The following is a 17,393-nucleotide window of genomic DNA, read 5'->3' on the forward strand; positions in this document are numbered from 1 at the left end:
GGCGCCCCGCCGCGTTCCTTCACTGCCCGAGGGCTTCATGCATCGACTGTTCCGAGTCCTGGTCTCCGTGTGCGTGCTCGGCCTGTCCGCCACGGCCGCGCGCGCCGACGACAGCACCCGCATCGCCTTCGACAGCTTCACGCCCAAGTCGCTCTTCGACCTCGCACGCGAGCGCCGCGCGCAATGGGTCCCGACGCCGGTGTGGGGCGATCTGAGCCTGCCGGCGGGCTTCGCCGGACCGGTGCCCGCGATCGTGCTCGCGCACGGCAGCGACGGCGTGGGGCCGGGTCTGCAGCAGTGGGTCCAGGCCTTCAACGGCATCGGCGTGGCGACCTTCATCGTCGACAGCTTCGCGCCGCGAGGCGTGTCGTCGACCGCGGCGGACCAGACCAGCGTGCCGGCCGCGGCCAACGTGATGGACGCCTTCCAGGCGCTGCGGTTGCTGTCGGCCGACCCCCGCATCGACGCCAGGCGCATCGGCATCATGGGTTTCTCGCGCGGCGGCACCGTGGCGCTGCAGACGGCGCAGTTGCCGTTTCTGCGGGCCGTGGTGAAGACCGGCCAGGCCTTCGCGCTGCACATCGCGACCTATGCCGGCTGCTCGCAGATCTATACCTCGCCGAACGTCACGCGCGCGCCGCTGCTCAACCTGGTGGGCGCCGCCGACGACTACACGCATCCGGAGCCCTGCGAGGCACTGGCCGCCGAGTACGCCACGCTGGGCACGCCGGTGGAGACGCATCGCTACGCCGATGCGCATCATGCGTGGGACAGCCTGCTGCCGGTGCGCTACCGGGCCGATGCGACCAGCGGCTACGCCTGCGGCGTCATCCGCACCGACATCCCGACCTGGGTGGTGACCTCCGAGCGCACCGGGCAGGTGATCCCGACGGACCAGCTGACGGCGTTCATCAACGCGTGCATGACGCGCGGCGCGCACGTCGGCCGCAACGAGGCGGCCTTCCAGGCCTCGCGCGAGGATGCGACGCGCTTCGTGCGGCGCGTGTTCTTCGGTCAGTGAAGGCCGCGTCGAGTCCGGCACACTCGCCCGCCAGTTTCGGCTGTTCGCGCCGGCGGTCGGTGTTGTGAACTGAGCGGGGGCGCCCCTCGCTTCACTGCGCGTGCGCGAGCGCGAAGTCCAGCGCCGCGCACACGGCCGTCACCTGCGCCGCGACGCATTCGTCCGGGGTGGTGCGCGGGCTGTCGGGATAGACCTCGGTGGTGGTCGTGAAGGGCGCGCCGGTGAGGCTCGCGCACAGGCCGGACTGGCGCACCGGGAACTCGATCACGCCGTCCGCGATCACCGGGAAGCCGATGATCCGGCCTTGCGCGTCGGGCGGCGCGATGTGGGTCACGCGCCGCACGGCCTCGATCACGGCCTGCTGGAAATCGAGCCGCGTGGTCTCGCTGTCGCCGACCAGGTAGAAGCCGTCCGGCACGCCGTCGCGGTCCGGCTCCTTGCCGTCGCGGGCCGCCAGCGCCGGCTGGAACTCGGTGGCGTCGGTGTCGGTGGTCTCGTGCAGGTCGATGTGCAGCAGGAACCGGCCCGCCAGCGGCTCGACCAGCGCGATCAGCGCGCTCGACTCCGCGGCCTCGCGGCGCACGCCGAAATTGCGGTTGGGATCGACCGCGTGGTAGTTCCAGCGGCAGATCCGCTCATAGGCCCAGGGGCTGACGCAGGGCACGACCAGCAGGTTGACGCGGCCGGCGTAGCGCGCCGCGTGGTCCTCGGCGAAACCCAGCGCGCCCAGCACGCCGCTGGTCTCGTAGCCATGGACGCCGCCGGTGACCAGCGCGACGGGCAGGTCCGGCCGCCAGTCGCGGCTCTTGAGCGCCAGCAGGGGGTAGCGGTCGTCGCCGTAGGCGAGCTCGCCATAGCGGACGATCTCGAAATCGTCGGCGAGCGCCTCGACGCGCGGGACCACGTCCTGGTCGTGGCGGCGATGCCGGACCTGGCGCTCGCGCCAGGCAGTCCGTTCCGCGTCGCCCCAGGGGACGCCGGGGGTGCCGATGGGATAAAAGCGCGCTGTGCTCATGCTGGCTTCCGGAAGAGGGTTGGACCGATGGCCCGCGATGATGCCGCAAGGCAGGGAGGCCGGCCGTCGGTCACGGTGAGGGCGGGACGCCGGCAGGGGAGAATGCGCGTCGCTCGGGCGGCGCTGTCCACGGCGGCTGCCCGCGACCCCTGGTGCCTGGACATGAAAGACCTCGACATGCAGCGTTTTCGGATGGCGGCGGCCGGCCTGGCCACCCTCGGCCTCACGGCCTGCCAGTCGCCCGCGCCATCGGACGATCCGTCCTGGACCACGCAGGCCGTCTCGATCTATCGGACGGAAGCGGACGCCCTCGACGTCGTGGCGGGACGGGTCGGGCCGGTGCCGCTCGCGCTGGAACGCAGCGCCGACCTGGTCGTGCTGGGGCGCAGCTCGTGCTCCTCGACCGCCGTGAAGGTCCGCAATGCCCAGGGCGTCATCGGATGGACGCCCGCGAGCGGGGTGTCCGACCCTGGACCTTGCCCGCTGCCGTCCGGCCCGGCGTGACCGCCTGATCGGGCGCGCAAATCCGCGGACGAGCGGACGACCGGAAAACGGCCGCCCGGAACGACAGAACGCCCGGCATGCCGGGCGTTCTGCATGGAGCGATCCGACGGCGTCCGGGCGCGGATCGCGCCACCGACACAGCGGCCCGCGGGCTCACTGGATCGAGGCCACCTGCGCGTCGGCGGACGCGTCGCGCCGGCCGGTGATGACGACGGTGGGCAGTTGCTCGCGCTTGACCGAGATCACCACCGGATCGAGCGTGATGATCGAGGCGCGCAGCTCGCGCTGGCCCTGGGCGTGGGCCATGCCCAGCGCCAGCGTCAGGGCGGCGACGGCGCCGAAGGCGACGGCCTTGACCGTGGTGTGGGTGGCGGAAGCGAGGGCGAGGCGGCGGGTGGTGCTCATGTCGATCTCCTGAAGCGGTCTGCGGTGTCGATGGAGTCAGTGTCGTCATCGCCGCCGCGCCTTTCGAGCGGCGGGCGACGAAGCCGCATCGCGACGGCGCGAACTGCATCGGCGCCGGACAGACCGTCGGCAGCCGGCGCCCATCGGTTCCGTCGAAGCAGCGCTGGCGCTCCAGGAAGACCGCGTCAGCGGCCGCCTGCCACGTCCAGGGTCGCGCCCACCGTGTAGCTGGCCGCCGGGGACAGCAGCCAGGCGATCGCCTCCGCGATCTCCTCCGCCCGGCCCAGCCGCCCGATCGGGACGGTGGCGGCCGCCGCCGCGAGCAACGCCGGCAACTCGGCGGCGGGCCGGCTGTCGGCATGGATCTCGGTCTCGATGATCCCGGGCCGGACGCCGTTCACCCGGATGCCCTGGCCGATCAGCTCCTGGCCCAGGCTCAGCGTCAGCGTGTCGACCGCCCCCTTGCTGGCGGCGTAGTCGCTGTAGAGATCCGCCGAGCCCCGCTGCGCCGCGCGCGACGACAGGTTGACGATCGCGCCGCCGGCGCCGCCGCGGGCGGTGCTCATGCGCAGCGCCGCCTGCTGCGTGCAGAAGACGACGCTGAAGACATTGACCTCGAACATGCGACGCAGCCGCTCGGGCGTGATGCCGTCCAGCGAGGTGGCGGGCGCCACGATGCCGGCGTTGTTGACCAGCCCGGTGACGCGGCCGAGCGCCTCGTCGACCTGCCGGAACATCGCCTCGACCTGCGCCGGATCGGCCACGTCCGCCTGCACGGTCAGCGCGCGCCGGCCCAGTCGGCGGACCTCCTGCGCGACCGCCTCGGCCGCGGCGGCGTCGTGCCGGTAGTTGAGCGCCAGGTCGTGCCCCTGGCGGGCCAGCAGCCGGGCGGTGGCGGCGCCGATGCCGCGGCTGGCGCCGGTGACGAGGGTGAGGGGCGTGTCGGTGCTCATGCGGCGGATTCTGCGCCGCCCGCGGCGGTCACCGGCACGCGGTCCTGGCATCATCGCGCCTTCGTCCCCTCGACCAGGAAGCTCCATGGGCCAGCGTCTCCGCTTCTTCGCAATGGCGCTCGGCCTGCTGGCCGTGACGCCGCTGGCACTGGCCGAGCAGTTCAAGGTCCTGGTCTTCAGCAAGACCGCGGGCTGGCATCACGAGTCCATCCCGGCCGGCGTGGCGGCGATCCAGCGGCTCGGGCAGCTGCACGACTTCGGCGTGTTCTGGACCGAGGACGCCAACCGGGTGATGAACGACCAGGAGCTGGCGAAGTACCAGGCCGTCGTCTTCCTTCTCACGACCGGCGACGTCCTGGACGCGGCGCAGCAGGCGGCCTTCGAGCGCTACATCCGCGCCGGCGGCGGCTTCGTGGGCGTGCACAGCGCCGCGGACACGGAACATGGCTGGCCCTGGTATGGGCGCCTGGTGGGGCGGATGTTCCAGGCGCATCCGGCCAACCAGACGGCGACACTGGTGGTGCAGGACAGCAACTTCCCCGGCATGGACCGCTTCCCGCGGCGCTTCCTCTTCACCGAGGAGTGGTACCAGTTCGGGCCGCCCCGGTCGGAGGGCCTGAAGGTGCTGCTGACGGTGGACGAGCGGACCTACCAGCCCGCCACCGAATGGGGTGGCAAGCCGGTCGCGCCCATGGGCGCCAGCCACCCGATCAGCTGGTACCAGCGGGTCGACGGCGGGCGCAGCTTCTACACCGCCCTCGGCCACCTGCCCGCCACCTACGGCGACGAGCGGTTCCAGCACCACCTGTTCGGCGGCATCTACTGGGCCGCCACCGGCAAGGGCTTCAGCGCCGAGTGAGCCGGTGACGCTGCCGCGCTCCCCTGAATCGGCGACGCGCGCGTCGTATCCGATGCAACCGGGCGTTGCGGGCGCGCGGCCCTTCGTGTCTGTCCTGTAAAGCACGCAGCCCGGCCGCCGCTTGCTGCCGCTTACGAATCGGCGCCTTCGGTTGCAGGGCGTGTGAGGGGCGCTCCGAATAATCCGCCGCCCTTGAGGCACCCCACATCCCCGGAGGACGGATTCCATGACGATCACTTCGACGCGCCCCGGTGGCGCTCCCCGCCTGCATCCGCTGGCCCTGTCGCTGGCGCTGGCCGGCGTGCTCGCCGGTTGCGGCGGCGGATCCTCCGACGACGCGTCGGTCCAGGAGGCGCGTCTGCCCGGGGGCGGCGCCACCTCCGGCGCCACCGCGGCGGCCGCCGGCGCGCAAGTGTGCTTCTACGAGCATGTGAACTATGCCGGCGCCAGCCTGTGCACCAGCACCAGCACCAGCTGGATCGGCGCGGCCTGGAACGACCGCATCTCGTCGATCCGCATGCCGGCCGGCTACAAGGTCGAGCTCTTCGCCGACAGAAACCTGCGCGGCACCACCGTCACGCTGACGGCGGACAACGCCAACCTGGTCGGCCTGGGCCTGAACGACGCGGTGTCCTCCCTGCGCGTGACGCCGCCCGCGGCGCCATCCAAGGTGACGCTGGCCTCGGTGCAGTTCGCGCAGTCGATGCTCTACGCCAGCGGTGACAGCCAGCTGGTGCTGGTCGCCAACAAGCCCACGCTGCTGAAGGTCAACGTGACCGCGCCGGCCGGCACCACCGCGCCGACCGGCGTCGTGCGTGTCGACAACACCGTCGACGGCACCAGCCGCGACCTGCCGCTGGCGGCGCCGCGGCGCGGCCTGCCGACGACCGTGTCGGAGACGCAGTCCTTCGACGACGCCTACAGCGTCACCGTGCCGGCCGAGCTGGTGAAGAGCGGCCTGAAGGTCACGGTGACCGTGGCCGGCGCCGCGGCCCAGAGCTTCACGCCGCGGGTGGGCGGCGGCACGCCGATGCGCTTCATCCCGATCCCGGTGCGCATCGCCGGCACCACCGGCCAGCTGCCGGCCGACCAGACCGCGCACCTGCGCGCGCTGTTCCCGGTGTCGTCGGTGACGCTGCGCTCGCATCCGACCTTCGTGTCGTCCAAGGTGACCACGCTGCCGACCACGGACTCGGGCTGGAGCGATGCCTTCGGCAAGATCCTGGGCGAGCTCAACGACCTGCACCGCATCGAGGGCGCCGCGCGCCAGGACTACTACTTCGGCTTCATCCCCAAGCGCACCTGGGGCCTGGCGGGCCTGGGCTACATGCCCGGCAGCTCGGCCGTCGGCTTCGACATGCCGAGCGCGCCGGACACCGTGCGCGACGTGGTGGCGCACGAGCTGGGCCACAACTTCTCGCTGCCGCACGCGGCCTGCGGCGGCGCGGGTTCGCCGGACCCCAACTATCCGTATCCGGACGCCAACCTGGGCAAGCCGGGCCGCTACGTCTGGAGCTACCTGTCGGACGTGAACGCGTTCTACGACCCGCGCCCGACCGACCGCCACGACATCATGAGCTACTGCGGCGGCACGGTGTTCTCGGACTACAACTACCGCCGCATGCAGACTTTCCTGACGCCGTCGGACGCGGTGGCGGCCGGCGCGACGGCCAAGAGCGCCGCGGCCTCCGCGGACGGCGACAGCAAGGCGGCGGCGCAGGACGTGCTGCTGGTCAGCGGCAGCATCCGCAGCCGCCAGGTCGAGATCAATCCGGTCAAGACGCTGGTCGCCAAGCCGGACGCGGCCGGCGGCCCGTACGTGCTGCGCGTGCAGACCGCGGGCGGCGAGGTGAAGGACTACGCCTTCGCGGCCCAGTCGGTGGACCACGACGGCGAGCTGCTGCACTTCAGCGTGCTGGTGCCCAGGGCCGACAACATCGTCGGCATCAGCGTGCTGCGCGATGGCGCGACGCTGGCGCAGGCCCAGGCGCGCGTGACCAACGCCCGCCAGAAGGCGCTGGCGGCCGGCACCAGCCGCGCGCAGGTGCAGGTCAAGGAGGCCGGCGGCAAGGCCACGCTGCGCTGGGACGCCGAGGCGACGCCCTTCCTGAGCGTGACCTGGACCGACGGCACCCGCCGCCTGAACCTGGCGCAGGACCTGCAGGGCGGCGAGGTGACGCTGGACACGCAGGAGCTGCCGACCGGCGGTCGCTTCGAGTTCATCGTGTCGGACGGCCTGAACGCGCAGCGCGTCGAGCTGTCGCGCTGAGCCCGGACCGAGCCGGAGGCCGGGGCCTTGGCGCCTGGCCTTCGGCCTCGACGTCGAGCTGAATGGACGCGCCGCGTGTCGGGAGATCGCGGCGCGTCTTGCATTGCGGCGGCAGGCCGTTATCGTCGAGCCCCATGACCTCATCCCCTTCCGATCGCGGGCCCGAGCGCCTCGCGGCCTGCTGTTGCGGCCAGCTCAGCGCGCGCGTCGTGGGCCAGCCGGTGCGGGTGTCCATCTGCCACTGCCTGGCTTGCCAGCGCCGCACCGGCAGCGTCTTCGGCCAGCAGGCGCGCTTCCGCCGCGAGGAGGTGACGGTGGCCGGCCGCTCGACCGAATACGTGCGCGTCGGCGACGAGGGCACGCGGGCGCGCTTCCACTTCTGTCCGGAATGCGGCTCGACGGTCTTCTACGAGCCCGAGGCGCTGCCGGACTTCATCGCGATTCCCGTCGGCGCCTTCGCCGATCCGACCTTCCCCGCGCCCACCGTGTCGGTCTACGAGGACCGCATGCACGCTTGGGTCGTGCCGCCGCCGGACGCGGAGCACTGGGGCTGAGCGCCGGGCCGGCGCCATCGCTTCCCCGCAGCGTCGCGTCATTCCAAGCACAGGAGCTTTCATGTTCGACCACGTCAAGTTCGGCGTCCGCGACTACGCCGCCAGCAAGGCCTTCTACCTGCAGGCGCTGGCGCCGATCGGCGTGTCGGTGGTCGGGGAGGGCGAGCCTTCCTACGGCGCGGAACTGAGCGCCGGGGGCGAGTCCTCGCTGTGCCTGTTCGAGACCACCGAGACGCCGGCCCACCTGCACATCGCATTCGTGGCGCCGCGGCGCGAGCAGGTCGATGCCTTCCATCGCGCCGCCCTGGCCGCCGGTGGCCGCGACAACGGACCGCCGGGGCTGCGTCCGAAGTACCACCCGAACTACTACGCGGCCTTCGTCATCGATCCCGACGGGCACAACATCGAGATGGTCTGCCACGCTCCGGCGTGAGGCCGACTTGACGCCGGGGTGAGGCCGCCGTGAGGCGGTTCAGCGGCAGAAGCCCTCGTCCCAGGCGCGCGTGCCGTAGAGCACTGGCATCAAACGGCGAGGCCCGGAGGGATCGGCTGGATCGGCCGCCAGGCAGAACTTGGCCATGTAGCCCCGCGTGGGATCGGACCGGTCCGACGAGCGGATGTTCAGGTAGACCTGGTAGACCCGGCCGGGCTGCAGCATCGGTGCAGTCGCGGGCCGCGCGCTTGCGCCGTCCGGTGCCTGGCCGTAGGCGAAACAGCTGGCCGACGACATCGTCTCCAGGCGCTGCGCATCCAGCAGTACCGACCAGACCTCGGCGACCGGGCTGACCGACACATCACTGACCATCACCGCCTGCAAGCGGATCGTGGGCCCGCGCGCAGCCTCCTTGGCGCTGATCGTGAAGCAGGGCTGGCCCTCCTGGAGCCGCACTTCGGCGTCGCCTACCCGCGAGGTCGCGCAGGCCGTGCCGAGCGCGGCGCACAAGGCCAGCGCCAGCGTCGCGTCAAGGCAGGTTCGCGGTGTCGGACGGGTTGGTGAGGAAGGCATTCAGCACCTCTTCGAAAAGGGCCAGTTGTTGCGCGAACTGCGCCTGCCGCATCGCCTGCGGCGCGTTCAGGTGCTTGAGCGCGAAGTAGTCGGCCAGCAGGTCGCCCTGTGACTCCATGTTGTAGTCGCCCAGCTTGGCGCCAGCCTTGAGCTCGTAGTCGTAGCCCAACCCGATGCGGATGGCACCACGCAGCCGCACCGGGTAACCGAGCTGGTACTGCCAGACATGCACCATCTCGTGGATGAACCACTGCTTGGTGTAGACGTCGGTTGATGAGAAGTCTTCCTTGAAGTGCTTCTTGTTGAAATAGATCTCCCCGTTGGGCGTCATCGCCGTGTCGTCGGGCTGCAAGCCGAAGGGAAGGTACTCGTCGTTGTGGACCTTCACCCGGCTGTAGTCGATCGCGTCCTTGAAGAGCAGCCGCGCCATTGCGATCTCGCCGCTGGTGAGCGGGCGGACCCCGCCTTCTGGCGTGGCCAACGGCCGCAGCGGTGCCGGGACATTGACGGCCCGTGCTGGAGGGATGACCTCCCCGGCCAGCATCGTCCAGGAAGCGTCGAGACTCGTGCCGATACCGGCGTCCAGGCCGATCGGCCCGGGGCGCGGCGAGGGGCCGAGGCACCGTGTGCCGGGGTCGGACAGCATCTGGCGGACGTCCAGCCCAATCGGGCCCGGAACAAGGGCACGTGCCATGGGAGCCTTTCAGCGAGGGATGCCGGTGGCGTTCCCGGCGATCCGACGATGTTGCCCGCTCGCGGACCCCGCGGCAAATGACTCTCGGCCAATCGCACGCGCGAGCGCTGTGCGCTGCCGCACACAAGCCGCCATCGCGGGGCACCGATAACCGGCGCGCCTCGCTCGATATCCAAACTGGGATCGACAAAGCCGGCGCGCGGCAGTAAAAACCGGCGTTCATAAAACATTCAGGAGACAAAAATGTTTCATACAGGTTGGAGCCGGCGCGCCGCGCTCGTTCGCGCGGTGCTGATCGTCGGTGGTGCGACGCTGGGCCTGCTGGCCGGCGGCGCTCGCGCCGAGGACAAGGGCCTGGTCGGGATCGCGATGCCGACCAAGAGCTCGGCCCGCTGGATCGCCGATGGCGACAACATGGTCAAGGCCTTCCAGGCCAAGGGCTACAAGACCGACCTGCAGTACGCCGAGGACGACATCCCCAACCAGCTCGCCCAGATCGAGAACCTCATCACCCGCAAGGTGAAGGTGCTGGTGATCGCGCCGATCGACGGCTCGGCGCTGTCGCCGGTGCTGCAGAAGGCCGCCGACCGCGGCATCAAGGTCGTCGCCTACGACCGGCTCATCAAGGGCACGAAGAACGTCGACTACTACGTCACCTTCGACAACTTCCAGGTCGGCGTGATGCAGGGCCAGAGCCTGGTCGACAAGCTGGGCCTGGCGCAGGGCAAGGGCCCCTTCAACATCGAGCTCTTCGGCGGCTCGCCGGACGACAACAACGCCACCTTCTTCTACGACGGCGCGATGTCGGTGCTCAAGCCCTACATCGACAGCGGCAAGCTGGTCGTGCGCAGCAAGCAGCTGGGCATGGCCAAGGTCGGCACGCTGCGCTGGGATGCCGCCACTGCGCAGGCCCGCATGGACAACCTGCTGTCCGCGTTCTACGGCAAGGACAAGCTGCATGCCGTGCTGTCGCCGTATGACGGCATCAGCATCGGCATCCTGTCCTCGCTGAAGGGCGCCGGCTACTGCACCGCCAAGCAGCCGTGCCCGGTCGTTTCGGGCCAGGACGCTGAGCTGCCGTCGGTCAAGTCCATCCTCAAGCACGAGCAGGCCAGCACCGTGTTCAAGGACACGCGCCAGCTCGCGCAGGCGGCGGCGACCGTCAGCGACGAGATGCTGGCCGGCAAGACGCCCGCCGCGGTCAACGACACCAAGACCTACAACAACGGCGTGAAGGTCGTGCCCAGCGTGCTGCTCAAGCCGGTCTCGGTCGACGCGGCCAACGTGAAGCCGGTGCTGGTCGACAGCGGCTACTACAAGGACACGCAACTGCGCTGAGCGGCGCGGTCATCGGTCCATGAACGCGACAACCCACGACAGCGCGGCCCCGGCCCCGCTGCTGGCGCTGCGCGGCATTACCAAGCGGTTCCCCGGCGTCGCGGCGCTGGAGGACGTGCGGTTGTCCGTGCGCGCCGGCGAGATCCATGCGCTCTGCGGCGAGAACGGCGCCGGCAAGTCGACGCTGATGAAGGTGGTGTCGGGTGTCTACCCGCACCCCGACCATGGCGGCGATTACGGCGGCGAGCTCTGCTTCGACGGTGAGGTGCGCCGCTTCGCCGGCATCGCCGACAGCGAGCGGCTGGGCATCATCATCATTCACCAGGAGCTGGCGCTGGTGCCGCAGCTCTCGATCGCGGAGAACCTGTTCCTCGGTCACGAGCCCGCGCGGCTGGGCGTCATCGACCGCATGGCGATGCACCAGCGCGCGGTCGAGCTGCTGGCGCGGGTGGGCCTGCGGGCCTCGCCACAGACGCCGGTCGGCGAGCTCGGCGTCGGGCAGCAACAGCTGGTGGAGATCGCCAAGGCGCTGGCCAAGGAAGTGCGGCTGCTCATCCTGGACGAGCCCACCGCCAGCCTGAACGACACCGACAGCGACGCGCTGCTGGACCTGCTGCTCGAGCTCAAGCGCCAGGGCATCGCGTCCATCCTGATCTCCCACAAGCTCAAGGAAGTGACGCGCGTCGCCGATGGCCTCACGGTGCTGCGCGACGGGCGTTCCATCCTCAGCCTGGACTGCGCCACCGACCCGATCTCCGAGGCGCGGATCATCCAGGCGATGGTCGGCCGCGACCTGTCCGAGCGCTATCCACCGCGCACGCCGGCGATCGGTGAGCTGCTCTTCGAGCTGCGCGACTGGCGCGCGTTCCACCCGGTGCAGGCCGGGCGCGAGGTGGTCAAGGGCGTCGACCTGACGGTGCGCCGCGGCGAGATCGTCGGCATCGCCGGGCTGATGGGCGCGGGCCGGACCGAGCTCGCGATGAGCGTGTTCGGCCGCAGCTACGGCCGGCGCATCAGCGGCAGCGCCTGGATGGACGGCCGCGAGGTCGATGTGTCCACGGTGCCGAAGGCGATTGCCGCCGGCCTGGCCTACGTGACCGAGGACCGCAAGTCGCTGGGCCTGCTGCTGGAGGAGTCGGTCGCGGTCAACACCTCGCTGGCGCACCTGGGCGGTGTGTCGCGCGGCGGCGTGCTGGACCGGGCGCGCGAGCACCAGGTCGCGCAGGACTTCCGGCGCCAGCTCGGCACCCGCTGCGCGGGCGTGGACCAGCGCGTCGTGCACCTGTCCGGCGGCAACCAGCAGAAGGTGGTGCTGGCCAAGTGGCTGTTCGCCGGGCCGCGGCTGCTGATCCTGGATGAGCCGACGCGCGGCATCGACGTCGGCGCGAAGTACGAGATCTACAGCCTGATCGCCGGCCTGGCGGCGCGCGGCTGCGGCATCCTGCTGATCTCCTCGGAGATGCCGGAGCTGCTGGGCCTGTGCGACCGGCTGTATGTGATGAACGAGGGGCGCATGGTGGCGGAGTTCCCGGCCGCCGGCACGACCCAGGAAATGATCATGGGCGCCATCGTCGGCGCCGGAGAAGTCGCTCATGTCTGAACCGATCGCGGCGTCCGTGACGCCGCCGGCCGCCGCGTCCGCGGGCCTCGGCCACTTCCTCAAGCGCCACCTGCGCGACTACGGCATGTTGCTGTCGCTGGTGGCGATCATGGCGCTCTTCGAGGTGCTGACCGACGGCACGCTGCTGGAGCCGCTGAACCTCACCAACCTGGTCCTGCAGAACAGCTACATCGTCATCATGGCGCTGGGCATGCTACTGGTGATCGTCACCGGCCACATCGACCTCTCGGTGGGCTCGGTATGCGGTTTCATCGGCGCGCTCGCGGCGGTGCTGATGGTCCAGTACGAATGGGCCGCGCTGCCCGCCGGCCTGGTCTGCCTGCTGGCGGGGGCGGTGATCGGCGGCGCGCAAGGCTGGTTCGTCGCCTACCTGGGCATCCCCTCCTTCATCGTGACGCTGGCCGGCATGCTGGTGTTCAAGGGCCTGGCGCTGGCGCTGCTGCAAGGCCAGTCGCTCGGCCCCTTCCCCGACAGCTTCCAGGCGCTGAGCGCCGGTTTCCTGCCGGAGCTCTTCGGCCAGGAGGATCCGCGTCCGACGACGCTGGGCCTGGGCCTGCTGCTCGCGGCGGCCTCGCTCACGGTCGCGTGGCGGCATCGCGCCGCGGCGGCGCGGCACGGCATGGAGACGGAGCCCGGGGTGGTCTTCTGGACGCGGCAGGGACTGCTGGTCGCCGCGATCGCCGCGATGAGCTGGCTGATGGCCTCCTACAAGGGGCTGCCGACGGTCATGGTGCTGATGGTCGTGTTGACCCTGGCCTATGACTTCATCGCCGGCCGCACCACGCTGGGCCGGCGCGTCTACGCGGTCGGTGGCAACGAGAAGGCGGCCCGGCTGTCGGGCGTGCGCACGCAGCGCATCGCCTTCCTCACCTTCGTGAACATGGGCGCGCTGGCGGCGCTGGCCGGCCTGGTCTTCGCCGCGCGGCTCAACACCGCCACGCCCAAGGCGGGCCTGGGCTTCGAGCTCGACGTGATCGCCGCCTGCTTCGTCGGCGGGGCTTCGGCCTCGGGCGGCGTGGGCAAGATCATGGGCGCGGTGATCGGCGCCTTCGTGATGGGCGTGATGAACAACGGCATGTCCATCCTGGGCGTCGGCATCGACTACCAGCAGGTCATCAAGGGCCTGGTGCTCCTGGCCGCCGTGTTCGTCGACGTCTACAACAAGCGCAAGTAGGGCAGGGCTTCAGCGCGCGGGGCCCGCGGCATCCGCGGTGATGGCGACATCGCGGAGGTGGCGGCTAGTGCACCGGGCCACTACCGCATCGCCTGCACCGCCTCCACCGCGTCCAGCACCGCCTCCGGCGTGGCCGGCGCCCGCAGCGGCGGGTCGCAGCGGTCCGGCCCGCAGGCGGCGACCGCGTCCTTGATCGCCAGCAGCACCGAGAAGGGCAGCAGCAGCGGCGGCTCGCCCACCGCCTTCGAGCGGTGGATGCTGTCCACCGCATTGGGCGCGTCGTACAGGGCGACGCGGAAGTCGCGCGGCATGTCGTTGGCGGTCGGGATCTTGTAGGTGCTGGGCGCATGCGTCAGCAGCAGGCCGGAGCGCGGATGCCAGACCAGCTCCTCGCTGGTCAGCCAGCCCTGGCCCTGCACGAACGCGCCTTCCACCTGGCCGATGTCCAGCGCCGGGTTCAGCGACTGGCCGACGTCGTGCAGCACGTCCGCGCGCAGCACCCGTGTCTCGCCGGTCAGCGTGTCGACCAGCACCTCCGCCACCGCGGCGCCGAAGGCGTAGTAGTAGAACGGATGCCCCTGCAGCTTCGCGCGGTCCCAGTGCAGGCCGGGCGTCGCGTAGAAACCGTCGCTCCACAGCTGGATGCGCTCCAGGTAGGCCTGCGCCACCAGCGCCTTGAAGCCGATGGATCGCGCGCCCTCGGGACCGTGGCCCCGCACCTCGCCGCCGTCGAAGACCAGCGCGTCTTCGTCGCAGCCCAGCAGCCGCGCCGCCAGCGGCATCAGCCGCCGCTTGATCTTGCGTGCCGCGTCCTGCGCCGCCTTGCCGTTGAGGTCCGAGCCGGTGGACGCCGCCGTCGCCGAGGTGTTGGCGACCTTGCTGGTGTCGGTGGCGCTAGCCCGCACCTGCGCGGCGGGCACGCCCAGTTCGTGCGCCACCACCTGCGCGACCTTGGTGTTGAGCCCCTGGCCCATCTCGGTGCCGCCGTGGTTCACCAGCACCGAGCCGTCGGTGTAGACATGGACCAGCGCGCCCGCCTGGTTCAGGTGGACGACGTTGAAGGAGATGCCGAACTTGACCGGCGTGAGCGCCAGGCCGCGCTTGAGCACCGGGCTGGCGGCGTTGAAGGCCGCGATCTCGGCGCGCCGCGCGGCGTAGCCGGAGGTCTCGATCAGGCGGTCGGTCAGCGGCTGGATCAGGTTGTCCTCGACGCGCTGGCCGTAGGGCGTGAGGTCCTGGCCGTCGCGGTAGAAGTTGCGTTGCCGCACCACGAGCGGATCCAGTCCCAGTCGCCGCGCGATGCCGTCCAGGATCATCTCGATCGCCAGTGCGCCCTGCGGGCCGCCGAAGCCGCGGAAGGCGGTGTTGCTCTGGGTGTTGGTCCGCGCGCAGTAGCCGTGCATCGCCACATGCGGCAGCCAGTAGGCGTTGTCGAAGTGGCACAGCGCGCGCGCCATCACCGGCGCGGACAGGTCGGCGCTGTGGCCGCAGTTGGAGATCAGGTCGATCTCGGCGCCGAGGATCCGGCCCTCGTCGTCGAAGCCGACCGACCAGCGGTAGTCGAAGCCGTGGCGACGGCCGGTGACGAGGAAGTCGTCGTCGCGGTCCACGCGCAGCTTGACCGGCCGACGCAGCCGCTGCGCCGCGATCGCGGCGACGCAGGCGAACAGCGCCGATTGCGATTCCTTGCCGCCGAAGCCGCCGCCCATGCGCCGGCACTGCACCGTCACCTGGTGCGCCTGCCAGCCCATCGCATGCGCCACCAGCTGCTGCATCTCCGACGGATGCTGCGTCGAGCAGTGGATCAGCAGCGCCTGGTTCTCCTGCGGCAGCGCGTAGCTGATCTGGCCCTCCAGGTAGAACTGCTCCTGGCCGCCGACGGCCCACTCGCCGTCGAGCCGATGCGGCGACGCGGCGAGTGCGCCGGCCGCGTCGCCGCGCGCGAGATGCATCGGCGGCAGCACGTACTGCCCGATGGCATGGGCCTCGCGCGCGGTCAGCACCGCCGGCAGCGGCGTGGCGACGATGACCTGTTTCGCCTGGGCGGCGGCGCGCCGCGCGAGTTCGCGGTCGGTCGCGATGACCGCGTAGACCGGCTGGCCGACATAGCGCAGCTCGCCGTCGGCCAGGAGGGGATCGTCATGGAGCAGCGGGCCGCAGTTGTTCTCGCCGGGGATGTCGGCGGCGGTCAGCACCGCCACCACGCCGGGCTGGCGCCGCAGCAGCTCGAGGTCGACCGACACCAGCGTCCCGTGCGCGATCGGCGACAGGCCCAGCGCCGCATGCAGCGTGCCGTGAGCTTCGGCGATGTCGTCGATGTAGACGGCCTCGCCGCTGACATGCAGGTGCGCGGCTTCATGCGCGCGGCTGATGCCGACCTGCGGTCGCGGCGCGGCGGCCAGGGCCTCGGCGCCGACGCCGGGCGGGAGTTCCAGCGGCTTGTTCATGCGACGCTCCGCTGCAGGTTGACCGCTTGCCAGACGCTGGCCGACCCGGCGTCGATGGGCGCGTTGGCGCGGGTTTCCAGCCAGAAGCGACGGACCAGGTTGGCGGCGGCGCGCTCGCGGTAGGCGGCGCTGGCACGCAGGTCGGTCATCGGGGTGAAGTCCTCGCGCAGCGCCTGGGCGGCGGCCAGCGCGGCGGCCTCGTCCCAGCTGCGGCCGTTGACGGCCGCCTCGGCCTTCGCCGCGCGCTTGACGATTGCGGCCATGCCGCCGAAGGCGAAGCGCGCCTCGCGCGCGACGCCGTCCTCCAGCCGCAGGCTCAGCACCGCGCAGACGGCGGAGATGTCGCTGTCATAGCGCTTGGCGAGCTTGTAGCCGCGCAGCCGCGTGCCGGGCGCGGGCCGGGGGACCTCGATCGCCTCGACGAATTCGCCGGGCTGCAGCGCGTTCTTCATGTAGTCCAGGTAGAAATCCTCGAGCGGCAGCGTGCGGGTGGCGCTGCCGCGGCGCAGCACCAGGCGAGCGCCCAGCGCGATCAACGCCGGCGCGCCGTCGCCGATCGGCGAGCCGTTGGCGATGTTGCCGCCCAGCGTGCCGGCATGCCGCACCGGCGGCGAGGCGAAGCGCAGCCACAGCTCGCGCAGCGCCGGCACCCGTGCGCTCAGCGCGGCCCAGGCGTCCTCCAGCGAGACCGCCGCGCCGATGCGCAAGCTGCTGTCGGCGCCGGCCTCGATGCGGCGCAGCGCGTCGACGCGGCCGGTCAGGATCACGTCGCCGAGCTCGCGCTGCTGCTTGTTGACCCACAGCCCGACATCGGTTGCGCCGGCGACCAGGCGCGCGGTGGGCAGGGACTCGCGCAGCGCGGCGAAGTCCTCCAGCGAGCGCGGCGCGAAGACGCGCTGCGGCGAGCCGTCGCGCGCGGACGCCTCGTACTGCAGCGGCGGATCCTCGCGCAGCGTGCGCAGCGCCGCGACCATCGGCGCGCGATCGAGGGTCCGCGCGGGCGCATCGAACATGCGCTCGCCCGCGTCCAGGATCGGCCGGTAGCCGGTGCAGCGGCACAGGTTGCCGGCCAGGTCGTCGGCCAGCGCCTGCCGGTCCGGGCGGGTGCCGTGCGCCTGGTGCCGCTCATAGATCGCCTGCATCGTCATCGCGAAGCCCGGCGTGCAGAAGCCGCATTGCGAGCCGTGGCAGTCGACCAGCGCCTGCTGCACCGGATTGAGGTCGTCGCTCGCGCCCAGGTCCTCGACGGTCAGCAGCGCCTTGCCGTCGATCATCGGCAGGAACTGGATGCAGGCGTTGACGTTGCGAAGCTCGACCGACTGCCCGTCCGCGTCGAGGTCGCCGACCAGCACCGTGCAGGCGCCGCAGTCGCCCTCGGCGCAGCCTTCCTTGGTGCCGGCGCAGCGGGCGTGCTCGCGCAGGTACTGCAGCACCGTGGTCGTGGGCGGCAGTCCGGTCACGGACTTCAGCTGGCCCTGGTGGAAGAAGCGGATCGGACGGGGAGCGGTCATGGACAGGGGTGGTGCGGGACGG

Annotated in this window: 16 protein-coding genes; 9 read left to right on the top strand and 7 right to left on the bottom strand. The window is 71.2% G+C overall.

Going from position 1 to position 17,393, the window contains the following annotated elements; genetic code table 11:
• The first annotated feature begins 37 nt into the window (after positions 1–37).
• Entirely contained in the window at positions 38–1,021 is a 984-nt protein-coding gene (locus tag BM393_RS03475; protein ID WP_091721975.1) for a dienelactone hydrolase family protein, read from the top strand.
• Between the two features lie 91 nt (positions 1,022–1,112).
• Here BM393_RS03475 and BM393_RS03480 read toward each other — a convergent pair whose 3' ends face one another.
• Positions 1,113–2,036 carry a M14 family metallocarboxypeptidase gene (locus BM393_RS03480; protein WP_091721979.1) on the bottom strand — a complete coding sequence of 308 codons (924 nt, stop codon included), beginning with the start codon at positions 2,034–2,036 and terminating at the stop codon, positions 1,113–1,115.
• Between the two features lie 162 nt (positions 2,037–2,198).
• On the opposite strand from BM393_RS03480, the gene BM393_RS03485 reads away from it, so the two are divergent.
• Positions 2,199–2,540 (top strand): hypothetical protein, encoded by a 342-nt coding sequence (locus BM393_RS03485; protein WP_141225211.1) that lies wholly within the window; start codon positions 2,199–2,201, stop codon positions 2,538–2,540.
• Between the two features lie 153 nt (positions 2,541–2,693).
• Here the strand turns inward: BM393_RS03485 and BM393_RS03490 are convergent, their stop codons facing one another.
• Both BM393_RS03490 and BM393_RS03495 read right to left on the bottom strand, forming a co-directional pair.
• A complete protein-coding gene (locus tag BM393_RS03490) occupies positions 2,694–2,945 on the bottom strand; it encodes a hypothetical protein (protein WP_091721987.1) in 252 nt (83 codons plus the stop codon).
• A 185-nt stretch (positions 2,946–3,130) separates the two neighbouring features.
• Positions 3,131–3,898 carry an SDR family oxidoreductase gene (locus BM393_RS03495; protein WP_091721990.1) on the bottom strand — a complete coding sequence of 256 codons (768 nt, stop codon included), beginning with the start codon at positions 3,896–3,898 and terminating at the stop codon, positions 3,131–3,133.
• Between the two features lie 85 nt (positions 3,899–3,983).
• On the opposite strand from BM393_RS03495, the gene BM393_RS03500 reads away from it, so the two are divergent.
• The 4 genes from BM393_RS03500 (at position 3,984) to BM393_RS03515 (ending at position 8,013) form a co-directional block, all read left to right on the top strand.
• A complete protein-coding gene (locus BM393_RS03500) occupies positions 3,984–4,757 on the top strand; it encodes a ThuA domain-containing protein (RefSeq protein WP_091721995.1) in 774 nt (257 codons plus the stop codon).
• A gap of 226 nt (positions 4,758–4,983) precedes the next feature.
• The gene (locus BM393_RS03505) at positions 4,984–7,026 is read left to right on the top strand and encodes a peptidase inhibitor family I36 protein (RefSeq protein ID WP_091721999.1); all 2,043 of its coding nucleotides are present in this window, start codon (positions 4,984–4,986) and stop codon (positions 7,024–7,026) included.
• A gap of 134 nt (positions 7,027–7,160) precedes the next feature.
• On the top strand, positions 7,161–7,580 hold the full coding sequence (locus BM393_RS03510) for a GFA family protein (RefSeq protein WP_091722003.1): 420 nt from the start codon (positions 7,161–7,163) through the stop codon (positions 7,578–7,580).
• Between the two features lie 61 nt (positions 7,581–7,641).
• Complete coding sequence (locus BM393_RS03515; RefSeq protein WP_091722007.1) at positions 7,642–8,013, top strand: VOC family protein; 372 nt, start codon at positions 7,642–7,644, stop codon at positions 8,011–8,013.
• A gap of 39 nt (positions 8,014–8,052) precedes the next feature.
• Here the strand turns inward: BM393_RS03515 and BM393_RS03520 are convergent, their stop codons facing one another.
• Positions 8,053–8,586: a hypothetical protein gene (locus BM393_RS03520; RefSeq protein WP_141225212.1), complete on the bottom strand. Its 534-nt coding sequence runs from the start codon at positions 8,584–8,586 to the stop codon at positions 8,053–8,055.
• Positions 8,543–9,016, bottom strand: a complete 474-nt coding sequence (locus tag BM393_RS03525) for a Rhs element Vgr protein (RefSeq protein ID WP_091722014.1) — start codon at positions 9,014–9,016, stop codon at positions 8,543–8,545. The genes BM393_RS03520 and BM393_RS03525 overlap by 44 nt, the downstream gene beginning before the upstream one ends.
• Positions 9,017–9,523: 507 nt before the next feature.
• On the opposite strand from BM393_RS03525, the gene chvE reads away from it, so the two are divergent.
• Genes chvE through mmsB form a run of 3 tightly spaced genes read left to right on the top strand, consistent with a single transcriptional unit; the run spans position 9,524 to position 13,413 of the window.
• Positions 9,524–10,618, top strand: a complete 1,095-nt coding sequence (chvE, locus tag BM393_RS03530) for a multiple monosaccharide ABC transporter substrate-binding protein (RefSeq protein WP_091722018.1) — start codon at positions 9,524–9,526, stop codon at positions 10,616–10,618.
• Between the two features lie 19 nt (positions 10,619–10,637).
• On the top strand, positions 10,638–12,218 hold the full coding sequence (locus tag BM393_RS03535; RefSeq protein WP_091722021.1) for a sugar ABC transporter ATP-binding protein: 1,581 nt from the start codon (positions 10,638–10,640) through the stop codon (positions 12,216–12,218).
• Complete coding sequence (gene mmsB, locus BM393_RS03540; protein WP_091722024.1) at positions 12,211–13,413, top strand: multiple monosaccharide ABC transporter permease; 1,203 nt, start codon at positions 12,211–12,213, stop codon at positions 13,411–13,413. The genes BM393_RS03535 and mmsB overlap by 8 nt, the downstream gene beginning before the upstream one ends.
• Positions 13,414–13,493: 80 nt before the next feature.
• Here mmsB and xdhB read toward each other — a convergent pair whose 3' ends face one another.
• Together xdhB and xdhA are read right to left on the bottom strand one after the other, a co-directional pair.
• On the bottom strand, positions 13,494–15,860 hold the full coding sequence (xdhB, locus tag BM393_RS03545) for a xanthine dehydrogenase molybdopterin binding subunit (RefSeq protein WP_091722027.1): 2,367 nt from the start codon (positions 15,858–15,860) through the stop codon (positions 13,494–13,496).
• Positions 15,857–17,371: a xanthine dehydrogenase small subunit gene (xdhA, locus tag BM393_RS03550; protein WP_091722030.1), complete on the bottom strand. Its 1,515-nt coding sequence runs from the start codon at positions 17,369–17,371 to the stop codon at positions 15,857–15,859. Before xdhA ends, xdhB begins: the two co-directional genes overlap by 4 nt.
• Between the last annotated feature and the right edge of the window lie 22 nt (positions 17,372–17,393).

It is taken from the genome of Mitsuaria sp. PDC51 (genome assembly GCF_900113225.1).
In the GTDB taxonomy this organism is placed as follows: Bacteria; Pseudomonadota; Gammaproteobacteria; order Burkholderiales; family Burkholderiaceae_C; genus Roseateles.

Bases quoted from the DNA above. Each gene is read 5' to 3' on its own strand.
- BM393_RS03500 (WP_091721995.1), top strand. From the start codon at position 3,984: ATGGGCCAGCGTCTCCGCTTCTTCGCAATGGCGCTCGGCCTGCTGGCC.
- BM393_RS03505 (WP_091721999.1), top strand. From the start codon at position 4,984: ATGACGATCACTTCGACGCGCCCCGGTGGCGCTCCCCGCCTGCATCCG.
- chvE (WP_091722018.1), top strand. From the start codon at position 9,524: ATGTTTCATACAGGTTGGAGCCGGCGCGCCGCGCTCGTTCGCGCGGTG.
- BM393_RS03480 (WP_091721979.1), bottom strand. From the start codon at position 2,036: ATGAGCACAGCGCGCTTTTATCCCATCGGCACCCCCGGCGTCCCCTGG.
- BM393_RS03520 (WP_141225212.1), bottom strand. From the start codon at position 8,586: ATGCCTTCCTCACCAACCCGTCCGACACCGCGAACCTGCCTTGACGCG.
- BM393_RS03495 (WP_091721990.1), bottom strand. From the start codon at position 3,898: ATGAGCACCGACACGCCCCTCACCCTCGTCACCGGCGCCAGCCGCGGC.
- xdhA (WP_091722030.1), bottom strand. From the start codon at position 17,371: ATGACCGCTCCCCGTCCGATCCGCTTCTTCCACCAGGGCCAGCTGAAG.
- xdhB (WP_091722027.1), bottom strand. From the start codon at position 15,860: ATGAACAAGCCGCTGGAACTCCCGCCCGGCGTCGGCGCCGAGGCCCTG.
- BM393_RS03490 (WP_091721987.1), bottom strand. From the start codon at position 2,945: ATGAGCACCACCCGCCGCCTCGCCCTCGCTTCCGCCACCCACACCACG.
- BM393_RS03485 (WP_141225211.1), top strand. From the start codon at position 2,199: ATGAAAGACCTCGACATGCAGCGTTTTCGGATGGCGGCGGCCGGCCTG.
- BM393_RS03535 (WP_091722021.1), top strand. From the start codon at position 10,638: ATGAACGCGACAACCCACGACAGCGCGGCCCCGGCCCCGCTGCTGGCG.
- mmsB (WP_091722024.1), top strand. From the start codon at position 12,211: ATGTCTGAACCGATCGCGGCGTCCGTGACGCCGCCGGCCGCCGCGTCC.
- BM393_RS03525 (WP_091722014.1), bottom strand. From the start codon at position 9,016: ATGGCGCGGCTGCTCTTCAAGGACGCGATCGACTACAGCCGGGTGAAG.
- BM393_RS03515 (WP_091722007.1), top strand. From the start codon at position 7,642: ATGTTCGACCACGTCAAGTTCGGCGTCCGCGACTACGCCGCCAGCAAG.
- BM393_RS03475 (WP_091721975.1), top strand. From the start codon at position 38: ATGCATCGACTGTTCCGAGTCCTGGTCTCCGTGTGCGTGCTCGGCCTG.
- BM393_RS03510 (WP_091722003.1), top strand. From the start codon at position 7,161: ATGACCTCATCCCCTTCCGATCGCGGGCCCGAGCGCCTCGCGGCCTGC.